Genomic DNA, 11,828 nt, shown 5'->3' with positions numbered 1-11,828 from the left:
ACCTTACCATGCGCATAACCGGCTGCTCGCCTCGGTGACCTCCGACGGCGCGACACGCCGGCAGATCGCGCGCGCCATCGGCGAGAAACTCACCACGGCGACCGGCCCGACGGCCTTCATCCTGCCGGCCGGCGGCATCCAGCAATGGGACCAGGAAGGCGAGCCGCTCCACGAACCCGAGGCACTTGCGGCCTTTGTCGAAGAAATGCGGTTGCGGGTGCCCGAGAATGCCGAGCTGCATGAGATCGCCGGCCACATCAACGACGCCGCCTTCAGCGCCAAGGCGCTGGAGATCTTCGATCGCTGGGTGGCCGAAGGCATCGTGCCGCCCGGCGTGACCGGTAGGCAGCCGGCATGAGCGGGGTAAGGCCGCAGGCGCTGGTGCTCGATTTCGGCGGCGTCGTCACCCGCACGCTGTTCGAGACGCACGCGCTGACCGAGCGAGCGCTTGGGCTCAAAGCCGGCACGCTCGATTGGCGCGGGCCGTTCGACCCGGCCTCCGATGCGCTGTGGCGCTCGATGCAGGCCGACGAGATCAGCGAGCGCGACTATTGGAAGACACGCACACGCGAGGTCGGCCGGCTGGTCGGCGAGGACTGGCAGGACATGTCGACCTTCGTGCAGCGGGCGCGCGGCGCCGATCCGCAGGCGGTGGTGCGACCGGAGGCGGAGCGCGCGATCCGCATCGCGCACACGGCCGGCATAAAGCTCGCCGTTCTCTCCAACGAACTCGACCTGTTCTACGGCAAGTCATTCCGCGAGCGCCTGCCGCTGCTTGCGCTGTTCGAGACGATCGTCGACGCGACCTATACGAAAATCCTCAAGCCCGATACCCGCGCTTATGCGATGGTCGGCGAGGCGCTGCGGCTGCCACTCAATGCCTGCGTGTTCGTCGACGACCAGAAGCGCAATGTCGACGGCGCGGTTGCCGCCGGCATGCTCACCGTTCACTTCGACGTCGCAGAGCCGGCGCGAAGCTATGCCGAGGCGCTCAGCCATTTCGGACTGACGCTCTCCTGATTGGAAAACCGGAGTTCCTCCCGATGCGTGACATCAACTTCCTCACCGAGAACAACGCCAAGCCGATCTGGCATCCGATGGCGCATCCGGCCGAAATGCGGGCGAGCCCGCCGAAGATCATCATGAAGGGTGAAGGCGTTTCGGTCACCGACGCCGAGGGCCGCACCGTGCTCGACGCCGTCGGCGGCTTGTGGAACGTCAACCTCGGCTACAGCTGCGATCCGATCAAGAAGGCGATGACCGCGCAGCTCGATGCGCTCCCCTATTATTCCGGCTTTCGCGGCACCTCCACCGGACCGTCCATCGAGCTCGCTTACGAGCTGACGCAATGGTTTGCGCCGGAGGGCATGGTGCGCACCTTCTTCACCTCGGGAGGGTCGGATTCGGTCGAGACGGCGCTCAGGCTCGCCAGGCAATATTGGAAGATCCGCGGCCAGGGCGATCGCACGAAGTTCCTGGCGCTGAAGAAGGGCTATCACGGCACGCATTTCGGCGGCGCCTCGGTCAACGGCAACGCCAATTTCCGCCGCAACTACGAGCCGCTCTTGCCCGGCGTCTTCCACACGCCGGCGCCGATGACATACCGCAACCCGTTCGACGAGACCGACCCGGCGAAGCTGGCGAAGCTCTGCGCGCGGGCGATCGAGGAAGAGATCGCCTTTCAGGGCGCCGACACGATCGCCGCCCTCATCATGGAGCCGGTGCTCGGCGCCGGCGGCGTCATCGTTCCGCATGAAAGCTTCATGCCGATGGTGCGGGCGATCTGCGACCGTCACGACATCCTTTTGATCGCCGACGAGGTGGTCACCGGCTTCGGCCGCACCGGCGCCTGGTCAGGCTCACGGCTCTCCGGCGTGAAGCCCGATTTCATGACCATCGCCAAGGCGATCACATCCGGCTATTTCCCGCTCGGCGCGACATTGATCGGCGCCAAGGTCGCCGATGTGTTCGAGGCCGACAAGACGAGCTTCGGCGCGATCGGCCACGGCTACACCTATTCCGGCCACCCCGTCGGCTGCGCGGCCGGCCTGGCGGCGCTCGCCGAGACGAAGCGGTTGGCCGTCAACGAAAATGCCGTCGCGCGCGGCGTTGAGCTTGGCAAGGCGCTGGAAGCGTTGAAGGCCAAGCACCAGCTTGCCGGCGATGTCCGCTACCAAGGTCTGATGGCCGCGCTCGAGCTGGTCTCGGACCGCGCAGCCAAGAAGCCGGCGGACAAGAAGACGATGGCCGCCGTCGCGGACGGCGCCTATGGCGCGGGCGTCATGCTGCGCGTCTCCGGCAACAACATCATCCTGTCGCCGCCGCTGATCGTCACCGCCGCAGACGTGGCGAAGATTGCCGAGGGGCTGGATGCGGGGTTAGCCGCTGCGTCAGCGTGAATGGTGAATGGTGAATGGTGAATGGTGAATGGTCGGAGATTCTCTGGACCGCGGGCAGTCAAGCCGCACGACTCTCGTCCATTCACCATTTACTATTCACCATTCACCCTCTCCTTCCGCCACGCCGCTGGCGACACCCCAACCACCTGCCTGAAGAAGCGCGAGAAATAGGCCGGATCGTTGAAGCCGGTCTCGTAGGCGATGTCCTCGACCGTGCGGATGGTGAAGAGCAACAGGCGCTTGGCCTCGACCAGGCGCCTTTCGCCGATCGCCTGGCGCACGCCTGAGCCCAGCACCTGATGCGAAGCCTTGTCGAGCAGGTGCCTGGTGGTGCCGAGCTCCTCGACATAGCGCTCGACCGGCCAGTCGTCGCGAAAATGGCGGTCGATCAGCCGTCTGAGCCGGCCGCCTAGAGCGACGGCCGCCGGCACCGTGACCGCATGCGATTGGGCATCGAGACGGGCGATGTGCGACAATGCCACCGCGATCAGCGGCGGCAGGATCTTTTCAGCGCCGGCTTGCTCCTCGGCATATTCGGCCTGGATCATCCGGAGTGTTTCTCCCAGCCTTTGCCAAAGCGCCGTCTCACCCCGCCCGGTAACGAAGACTGGCTGGTCGAGCGGTAGGGCAGAATGCTCGGCGATGGCCGCAAGCGCTGCGTCCGCGACCGAGACGACGATGGCGTCCGTGCCCGGCTCGATATCGAATCCGTGCACCACGCCGCTCGGCATGAAGCTTACCGTTGGTGCCGAAAAACTCCAGGTCTCGTCTTCGATCCGGTAGATGCCGCTGCCGCTCGTCCAGAAGGTGATCTGCGCCAATTGCGGGTGCTTGTGGGCGAGAACCCGGCCGCGATGCACGGAAGCGCGGGCCAGAACAGTTTCAACGTGCAAAAAGCCGACATCAATGGCTCGCGCCGGTTCGCCGTAGACGAAGAATTCGGGAATGAGAGACTGGGTCATGGCGCCAGAAAAAATCCAACCTATTTTGAATTTTGTCCATACCCACAACGGCCGGATTCGATAAATTTAACATGTTAAGGGGAGGATGAGGATGCGATCGGAAGAATTCCGGGCCGACAAATCGCGGCCGTTCACTGGCGCCGAATATCTGGCGAGCCTGCGCGACGGGCGCGAGGTCTATATCAATGGCGAGCGGGTGGCCGACGTCACCAGCCATCCGGCGATGCGCAATTCGGTGCGGTCGCTGGCGCGCCTCTATGACGCGCTGCACGATCCCAACCAGCAGCCGGTGCTCACCTCGCCGACCGACACCGGCTCGGGTGGCTACACGCACAAATATTTCCGCGTCGCCCATTCCCCTGCCGACCTTGCCGCGCAACAGGGCGCGATCGCGCATTGGGCGCGCATGACCTATGGCTGGATGGGCCGCACCGCCGACTACAAGGCGGCGCTGATGAACACGCTCGGCGCCAATGCCGAATGGTACGGGCCGTTTAAGGACAATGCGCGCGCCTGGCATAAACGCGCCCAGGAAGCGGTCCTGTTCATGAACCACGCCATCGTCAATCCGCCGATCGACCGCCACAAGCCGGCCGAGCAGGTGAAGGACGTGTTCGTGCACATCACCAAGGAGAACGATGCCGGCATCTGGGTGTCGGGCGCCAAAGTTGTGGCGACGTCTTCGGCACTCACCCACTATAATTTCCTGGCGCAGAGCTCGGCGACGGTGACGGAGGATCCGTCGCTGTCGGTGATGTTCATCGTGCCGATGAACGCGCCGGGCATAAAGATGTTCTGCCGCGTCTCCTACGAGCAGACGGCCAACAGCGTCGGCCACCCCTTCGACTATCCGCTGTCGTCGCGCTTCGACGAGAACGACGCGATCCTGGTGCTCGACAACGTGTTCATTCCCTGGGAGGACGTGCTGGTGCTGCGCGATGCGCAGAAGATCCTGTCCTTCCACCCGGCGTCGGGCTTCATGCATGGCTATTGCTTCCAGGGCTGCACGCGTTTCGCCGTGAAGCTCGACTTCCTCGCCGGACTGCTTGCCAAGGCGCTGCGGGCCACGGGCGGCGACGCCTTCCGCGGGAACCAGGCGGCGCTCGGCGAAGTGATCGCGCTGCGCCACATGTTCTGGAGCTTTTCCAATGCGATGGCGCACAATCCGATACCGTGGGCGAATGGCGCGGTGCTGCCAAATCTCGAGGCCGCGCTTGCCTACCGCACCTTCATGTCGGAAGCCTATCCGCGCGTCATCGACACGGTGCGCCGGGTGATCGCCTCCGGCCTCATCTACCTGCCGTCCTCGGCGCGCGATTTCGACAATCCGGAGATCGACCGCTATCTCGCTCAATATGTGCGCGGTTCCAACGACATGGGCCATGTCGAGCGCATCAAGATCATGAAATTGCTTTGGGACGCGACCGGCACCGAATTCGGCGGCCGCCACGCGCTCTACGAGCTCAACTATGCCGGCGCGCCGGAAGAGGTGCGGCTGCAGGTGCTGAAGGGCGCCGAGCGCGGCGGCCGGCTGAAGCAGATGGAGGAACTGGTCGACCAATGCATGGCCGACTATGACGAAAAAGGCTGGACCGGCGACACCTGGCTGCCGCCGCTTGCCGCGCAGGCCAACTGAGCGAAGCCCGCCATGGAAGCGGCCATGACAACACAAGTCGCGAGGCTGGAATTCCGCGAGGCCATGGCGCGGGTCTGCGCGCCGGTCAACATCGTCACCACCGACGGCCCGGCGGGGCGCGGCGGCTTTACCGCCACCGCCATGTGCAGCGTCTCCGACGACCCGCCGACGCTGCTGGTGTGCATGAACGAGCGTTCGGCGCAGACCGGCATGTTCCTCGCCAACCAACGCTTCTGCGTCAATGTGCTGACCCAGTCGCATATGCATCTGGCGGCGAAATTCGCCGGCGCGATCCGCGACATGACCGAACGCTACCAAGCCGCGCGCTGGCAGACCATGCCGTCCGGCATGCCGGCGCTGCTTGACGCCATCGTCAGCTTCGATTGCGAGATCGGCGCGGTCAACAAGGTCGGCACGCATAATGTGATGTTCGGCCGTGTCGTCGACATCCGCCACGGCAGCGACGAGGCGGCGCTGCTCTATGTCGGACGCAACTACATGCAGCCAAGCGCGCTGGGGAGTTTTGGCGGGTAGGCTTCTCAGCCCTCCACCGTCTCCGACTGGATCAGGCTTTCCAGCATGTCGAGCAGGCGCTCATGCTCTTCGGCGCCATAGCGCTTTTCGATGGCGTCGTAGATGGCGATACGTTCGGGCGCCAGTTCCTCGATCAGCGCTACGCCGGCCGGGCTGATGGCGAGCAAGGCGCGGCGGCCGTCGTCCTTGACCTTGTTGCGGGTGATGAAGCCACGCTCCTCCAGCGCCTTGATGATCCGGGTGAGGCTGGGCGGCAGGATCGAGGCGCGGTTGGCGAGCTCGGTTGCCTCCAAGGGGCCGGTTTCGGCAAGAACGCGAAGCACACGCCACTGCTGCTCAGTGATGTCGTGGCGGGCGAGCATCGGCCGGAAATGCGCCATGATCACTTCGCGGGCGCGAAGCAGTGCCATGGGCAAGGAGCGGCGAGTGCTGGGCGGTAGCAAGGTCAGGTCTCCAATTCAATTTCCGCTCGCGACTCGGAGCGAAACTCGACGGCTATCGAGTTATATCCGCGATTTTGCCGAGACCGGCAATCCTGCGTCCCAAGCCGCCACGGCGCATCGACAACGACGCTTGACATTCCGCCGCCAAGATGTAATTCACATGTTAATTACAAGAACCGGCGCTGCCGGCGGAGGAACCCTTGCCCCATATGGCGATCGAATATTCGGCGAATCTCGATGCGAAGGTCGATATGGGTGAGCTCTGTGCGCTGGTCTCGCGCATCATCCTTGAAACGGGTTTGTTCGAAGCTGGCGCCGTGCGGGTACGGGCCTTCCGGGCCGAAGCCTACGCGATCGCCGATCGGCTTCCCGAGAACGGCTTCATCGACATGAATTTCCGCATCGGCAAGGGCCGCAGCGCGGCGGAAAAGAAGAGCGCCGGCGAGGCGATCTTCGCGGCGGTCACCGACCATCTTTCCTCGCTGTTTTCCACGCCGCATTTCGCGCTGTCGCTGGAGATCCGCGAGATAGACGCCGAGCTCAGCTGGAAGAAGAACGCCATCCATCCGCGACTGCGCGGCAAATGAGCGGCGGCAAGCAATCAACAGGAAGAACGCATGGCGGCACTGGACGATAATCTGAGGAAGGCCGAGGCCTATCTCGAACGCTTCCGCAAGGACGGCGTGCTCAACCAGATCGGCGGCGAAGCGGTGCCCTCGGCCGACGGCTCGACCTTCGAGACGCTTTCGCCTGTCGACCTCAAGCCGATCGCGACGGTGGCACGCGGCAAGGCGGCCGATATCGACCGCGCGGCAAAAGCGGCCAAGGCCGCCTTCAAGGATTGGGCGGCGGTCTCCGGTGACGCACGCAAGAAGCTGCTGCATAGAATAGCCGACGCCATCGTCGCGCGGGCGGAAGAGATCGCCTTCGTCGAATGCATGGATACCGGCCAGTCGCTGAAGTTCATGGCCAAGGCGGCACTGCGCGGCGCCGAGAACTTCCGCTTCTATGCCGACCGCGCCCCGGAGGCGCGTGACGGCCGCTCGCTCAGAGCGCCGGGCCAGCTCAACATGACGACGCGCGTGCCGATCGGCCCGGTCGGCGTGATCACGCCGTGGAACACGCCCTTCATGCTGTCGACCTGGAAGATCGCGCCGGCCTTGGCCGCCGGCTGCACGGTGGTGCACAAGCCGGCCGAGTTGTCGCCGCTGACCGCCCGGCTGCTGGTCGAGATCGCCGAGGAAGCCGGCCTGCCCAAGGGCGTCTGGAATCTCGTCAACGGTTTCGGCGAGGATGCCGGCCGGGCGTTGACCGAACATCCCGACATCAAGGCGATCGGCTTCGTCGGCGAAAGCCGCACCGGCTCGATGATCATGAAACAGGGCGCTGAAACACTGAAGCGCGTGCATTTCGAGCTCGGCGGCAAGAACCCGGTCATCGTCTTCGCCGATGCCGATCTGGAGCGCGCGGCGGACGCCGCCGTCTTCATGATCTATTCGCTGAACGGCGAGCGCTGCACCTCATCGTCGCGTCTGCTGGTCGAGGCATCCGTGCATGACAAGTTCACCGACCTGGTGGCGGAGAAGGCGAAGCGCATCAAGATCGGCCATCCGCTCGATCCTGAAACCGTGGTCGGTCCGCTCATCCATCCGATGCATGAGGAGAAGGTGCTCTCCTATATCGAGATCGGCAGATCGGAAGGCGCGGTGGTCGCCGCCGGCGGCGGCAAGTTCGCCGGACCGGGCGGCGGCTGCTATGTCAGCCCGACGCTGTTCGTCGGCGCCACCAACAAGATGCGCATCGCCCAGGAGGAAATCTTCGGGCCGGTGCTGACTGCCATCCCGTTCAAGGACGAAGCCGAGGCGCTGGCTCTCGCCAACGACACGCAATACGGCCTCACCGGCTATCTGTGGACTTCCGATGTCACCCGCGCGCTGCGCTTCACCGATGCGCTCGACGCCGGCATGATCTGGGTGAACTCGGAAAATGTGCGGCACCTGCCGACGCCGTTCGGCGGGGTGAAGAGCTCGGGCATCGGCCGCGACGGCGGCGACTGGTCGTTCGACTTCTACATGGAAACCAAGAACATCGCGTTCGCCACGGCGCCGCATTCGATCCAGAAGCTCGGCGGCTGAGCGGAGACACCAATGGCCCTGCCCCAACCCAACCTCTACCCTGCCTTCAACATCGTGCGGCTCAGCCATGTCGAGCTCGCCGTCACCGACCTGGCGAAATCTCGCGCCTTCTATGTCGACACGCTCGGCCTGCAGGTGACCGACGAGACGAGCGGCGCGATCTATCTGCGCGCCATGGAGGAACGCGGCCATCACTGCATCGTGCTGCGCAAGGCGACGGCGCCGGAAGCGCGCGAACTCGGCTTCAAGGTTTTCTCCGACGAGGACCTCGACAAGGCCGAGCACTTCTTCAAGGGCAAAGGTTTGCCGGTGGAGTGGGTAGAGCGGCCCTACCAGTCGCGCACCTTCCGCACCCGCGATCCGCACGGCATCCCGCTCGAGTTCTATTCGAAGATGGAGCGGCTGCCGCCGATCCATCAAAAATACGCGCTCTATCGTGGCGTGAAACCGCTGCGCATCGACCACTTCAACTGCTTCTCGCCGAATGTCGATGAATCAGTGGCCTTCTACAATGAGCTCGGCTTCCGCGTGACCGAGTACACGCAGGACGAAGAGACCGGGAAGCTGTGGGCGGCCTGGACGCACCGCAAGGGTGGCGTGCACGACATCGCCTTCACCAACGGCTTCGGCCCGCGGCTGCACCATGTCGCCTTCTGGGTGCCGACGCCGCTCAACATCATCGACCTGCTCGACCTGATGGCGACCACCGGCTACGTCGGCAATATCGAGCGCGGGCCGGGACGCCACGGCATCTCCAATGCCTTCTTCCTCTACATCCGCGATCCGGACAACCACCGCATCGAGATCTATTGCTCGGACTACCAGACGGTCGATCCGGATCTCGAGCCGATCAAGTGGGACCTGAAGGACCCGCAGCGCCAGACGCTGTGGGGCGCGCCGGCGCCGCGGAGCTGGTTCGAGGAAGGCAGTGTGTTCGCGGGTGTGGAACCGCGCAAGGCCGACCTGGCGGCCTCGCCGATCGTGGCGCCTTGAGTCGACATTTTTCGATGACAGCGTTCCTTCGCGCCCCCCTCTGTCCTGCCGGACATCTCCCCCACAAGGGGGGAGATCAGATGTCACGCGGACCTTCGCCAATTTTCAACGCTGCAAGACAAGCGCCGACGGCGCGGCCAGCCAATCTCCCCCCTTGTGGGGGAGATGTCCGGCAGGACAGAGGGGGGCGCCGTAGAGCTCGACGCTTCCGGTTGGCCAATAGAACCGGAGCTTCAGCATGAGCGCGGGACGCCTCGCCACCTTCACCGTCGGCGGTACGACGCGCTACGGCGCGATCACTGACAAGGGCGTCGTCGATCTCTCGACGCGCCATCCCGAATGGCCGACGCTGCGCGAGGTGATCGAGGCCGGTGCGCTCGTGAGACTCGCCGAGGAGGCCGACGGCCTCGCAGCCGATTTCCGGGTCGAGGACATAGCCTACGAGATTCCGGTCCCCTCTCCCGAAAAGATCATCTGCGTCGGCGTCAACTACCCGGACCGCAACGAGGAATACAAGGATGGCCAGGCGGCGCCTTCCAACCCGTCGCTGTTCATCCGCTTTCCGCGTTCCTTCGTCGGCCATGATGCGCCGCTGGTGCGGCCGCCGGAATCGTCTCAGCTCGACTATGAGGGCGAGATCGTCATCGTCATCGGCAAGGGCGGACGACGGATCGCCGAGACCGATGCGCTCGGCCATATCGCGGCGCTTTCGCTGTGCAATGAAGGCACGATCCGCGACTGGGTGCGCCACGCCAAGTTCAACGTCACCCAGGGCAAGAATTTCGACCGCACAGGCTCGATCGGGCCATGGCTGGTGCCGTTCACGGACGAGGCGCAGATCGCGGACATTGCGCTCGCCACGCGCGTCAACGGTGAAATCCGCCAGCAGGATCGCACCGGCCGCATGATCTTTTCCTTCCGCAAGATCATCAACTACATCTCGACCTTCACGACACTGGCGCCAGGCGACGTCATCGTCACCGGCACGCCGACGGGCGCCGGCGCCCGCTTCGACCCGCCGGTCTGGCTGAGGCCGGGCGACGTGATCGAGGTCGAGGCCGAAGGCATTGGGCTCCTGCGCAACGGCGTCGTCGACGAAGAGGCCGGCCGATGATGACCGAAAGCCAAGTCGAGGACGCCGCCCGCCGGCTGTTCGAAGCCGAGCGCGACCGCCGTCAGATCGGGCTGCTCAGCCTCGAATTTCCGCAAGCGACGATGGACGATGCCTACCGCGTGCAGGCGGCGTTGGCGAAAAGGAAGGCCGCTTCGGGATTGACGATCAAGGGCTGGAAGATCGGCCTGACCTCGAAGGCGATGCAGTCGGCGCTCAGCATCGACATTCCGGATTCCGGCATCCTGTTCGACGACATGTTCTTCGCGGACGGCGGCACGGTGCCGGCCGATCGTTTCATCCAGCCGCGCATCGAGGCCGAGATCGCCTTCGTCATGAAGGCGCCTTTGGCCGGCCCGGACATTTCGATCGACGATGTGCTCGACGCCACCGACCACATCACGCCGGCGCTCGAAATCCTCGACACCCGCATCGAGCGGATGAACAAGGAGACCGGCAAGATCCGCACCTTCTTCGATACGATCTCGGACAACGCGGCCAATGCCGGCATCGTCGTCGGCGGCCGCGTGACCGGCCCGCGCGAGGCGGATCTGCGCTGGATCGGCGCGATCGTCTCGCGCAACGGCGAGGTCGAGGAAACGGGCCTGGGCGCCGGCGTGCTCGATCATCCCGCCAAGGGCATCGTCTGGCTCGCCACCCGGCTGCATCAATTCGGCATGCGGATCGAGGCCGGGCAGGTCGTGCTGTCGGGCTCATTCATCCGGCCGGTCGAATGCCGGCACGGCGACGAGATCGTCTCGGATTTCGGCCGCTACGGAACCATCCGCATAAGCTTCGCCTGATCGGCCTAAAGCGCGTCGCGATCTTCAGATTCGCTCCATGCGCTTCAGGCTTTTGATTTTGCGCATATCTTTATCCCGAAACCGGTTCCCCACTTTCGGGAGACATGCTTTGTTCCAGCACGGATAAGAAAAAGGCCGGGCGCGAAAGCGGCCCGGCCAAGAATGAAGGTCATAACCTTCAGAGGGGAACATCGCCCGGCGCAATGGGAGGAAAACACCGAGCGATGCCGTCTATTTGGGGCCTGAACGGTGTATTTTCCACGAACAGAATTCCAAAAAAGATCGAAATCGCGAAAAAATCTCGCTCACTCATCGGAAATCGTCACCCTGCGGCCGATACTTTTTCCAGCAGGTCGGCATAGTGACGCCGCGCCACGTCGGGATGCGACCTCAGCCGGCCTTTCAGCACATTGGTCCCGACATTGCGGAAGAGCGGATTGTCGGGGTCGCTGGCCGGGCCGCGCGCCTCGGTCGCCAGTTCCTCGGGCAGATCGAGCAGCGGGATGGTGGCATCGAGCCGGGCGCTGAAGAAGAACGGCACCGAAACCCGTTCGACGCCGGCCGGCGGCGTGACGACGCGGTGCACGGTAGCCCTGAGGTAGCCGTTCGAGGCGAGCTCGAGCAGCTCGCCGATGTTGACGACCAGCGTTCGCGGGATCGGATCGACATCGACCCAGCTGCCGTCATATTCGACCTGCAGGCCCTTGTTCTCGTCCTGGAGCAGGAGCGTGAGGAAGCCGCCATCCTTGTGCGCGCCCACGCCCTGGTCGTCGCCGGTGGCATCGCGGCCGGGATAGCGCACGATCTTCATG

Annotated in this window: 13 protein-coding genes; 10 read left to right on the top strand and 3 right to left on the bottom strand. The window is 64.4% G+C overall.

Going from position 1 to position 11,828, the window contains the following annotated elements; translation table 11 throughout:
- From EOD07_RS07715 to EOD07_RS07705, 3 genes are all read left to right on the top strand, one after another.
- Nucleotides 1-358: Tm-1-like ATP-binding domain-containing protein (locus EOD07_RS07715; RefSeq protein ID WP_206519435.1), on the top strand; the 358-nt coding region annotated here is incomplete at its 5' end.
- A complete protein-coding gene (locus EOD07_RS07710; RefSeq protein ID WP_127234753.1) occupies nt 355-1,020 on the top strand; it encodes an HAD-IA family hydrolase in 666 nt (221 codons plus the stop codon). The genes EOD07_RS07715 and EOD07_RS07710, both read left to right, overlap by 4 nt.
- A gap of 23 nt (nt 1,021-1,043) precedes the next feature.
- The gene (locus EOD07_RS07705; RefSeq protein WP_127234751.1) at nt 1,044-2,399 is read left to right on the top strand and encodes an aminotransferase class III-fold pyridoxal phosphate-dependent enzyme; all 1,356 of its coding nucleotides are present in this window, start codon (nt 1,044-1,046) and stop codon (nt 2,397-2,399) included.
- A 92-nt stretch (nt 2,400-2,491) separates the two neighbouring features.
- On the opposite strand, the gene EOD07_RS07700 is transcribed toward EOD07_RS07705, so the two are convergent.
- On the bottom strand, nt 2,492-3,361 hold the full coding sequence (locus EOD07_RS07700; RefSeq protein WP_127234749.1) for a helix-turn-helix domain-containing protein: 870 nt from the start codon (nt 3,359-3,361) through the stop codon (nt 2,492-2,494).
- A 91-nt stretch (nt 3,362-3,452) separates the two neighbouring features.
- Here EOD07_RS07700 and EOD07_RS07695 point away from each other — a divergent pair, with 91 nt between their 5' ends.
- Entirely contained in the window at nt 3,453-4,997 is a 1,545-nt protein-coding gene (locus tag EOD07_RS07695; RefSeq protein WP_127234747.1) for a 4-hydroxyphenylacetate 3-hydroxylase N-terminal domain-containing protein, read from the top strand.
- A 24-nt stretch (nt 4,998-5,021) separates the two neighbouring features.
- Nucleotides 5,022-5,531 (top strand): flavin reductase, encoded by a 510-nt coding sequence (locus EOD07_RS07690; RefSeq protein WP_040980261.1) that lies wholly within the window; start codon nt 5,022-5,024, stop codon nt 5,529-5,531.
- 5 nt (nt 5,532-5,536) lie between these two features.
- Here EOD07_RS07690 and hpaR read toward each other — a convergent pair whose 3' ends face one another.
- The gene (hpaR, locus tag EOD07_RS07685) at nt 5,537-5,941 is read right to left on the bottom strand and encodes a homoprotocatechuate degradation operon regulator HpaR (protein WP_244508438.1); all 405 of its coding nucleotides are present in this window, start codon (nt 5,939-5,941) and stop codon (nt 5,537-5,539) included.
- 233 nt (nt 5,942-6,174) lie between these two features.
- On the opposite strand from hpaR, the gene EOD07_RS07680 reads away from it, so the two are divergent.
- The 5 genes from EOD07_RS07680 (at nt 6,175) to hpaH (ending at nt 11,016) form a co-directional block, all read left to right on the top strand.
- The gene (locus tag EOD07_RS07680; protein WP_127234745.1) at nt 6,175-6,561 is read left to right on the top strand and encodes a 5-carboxymethyl-2-hydroxymuconate Delta-isomerase; all 387 of its coding nucleotides are present in this window, start codon (nt 6,175-6,177) and stop codon (nt 6,559-6,561) included.
- A gap of 30 nt (nt 6,562-6,591) precedes the next feature.
- A complete protein-coding gene (gene hpaE / locus EOD07_RS07675) occupies nt 6,592-8,109 on the top strand; it encodes a 5-carboxymethyl-2-hydroxymuconate semialdehyde dehydrogenase (RefSeq protein WP_127234743.1) in 1,518 nt (505 codons plus the stop codon).
- Nucleotides 8,110-8,121: 12 nt separating this feature from the next.
- The gene (gene hpaD, locus EOD07_RS07670) at nt 8,122-9,102 is read left to right on the top strand and encodes a 3,4-dihydroxyphenylacetate 2,3-dioxygenase (protein ID WP_127234741.1); all 981 of its coding nucleotides are present in this window, start codon (nt 8,122-8,124) and stop codon (nt 9,100-9,102) included.
- 238 nt (nt 9,103-9,340) lie between these two features.
- Nucleotides 9,341-10,216: a fumarylacetoacetate hydrolase family protein gene (locus EOD07_RS07665; protein WP_127234739.1), complete on the top strand. Its 876-nt coding sequence runs from the start codon at nt 9,341-9,343 to the stop codon at nt 10,214-10,216.
- Complete coding sequence (hpaH, locus tag EOD07_RS07660; RefSeq protein ID WP_164772107.1) at nt 10,213-11,016, top strand: 2-oxo-hept-4-ene-1,7-dioate hydratase; 804 nt, start codon at nt 10,213-10,215, stop codon at nt 11,014-11,016. The genes EOD07_RS07665 and hpaH overlap by 4 nt, the downstream gene beginning before the upstream one ends.
- A 322-nt stretch (nt 11,017-11,338) precedes the next feature.
- Here hpaH and EOD07_RS07655 read toward each other — a convergent pair.
- A partial coding sequence (locus EOD07_RS07655; protein WP_164772106.1) for a 2OG-Fe(II) oxygenase family protein occupies nt 11,339-11,828 on the bottom strand: 490 nt, incomplete at its 5' end.

The sequence above is a fragment of the Mesorhizobium sp. M2C.T.Ca.TU.002.02.1.1 genome (assembly GCF_003997225.1).
This window is presented reverse-complemented; position numbering and strand designations above follow the sequence as displayed.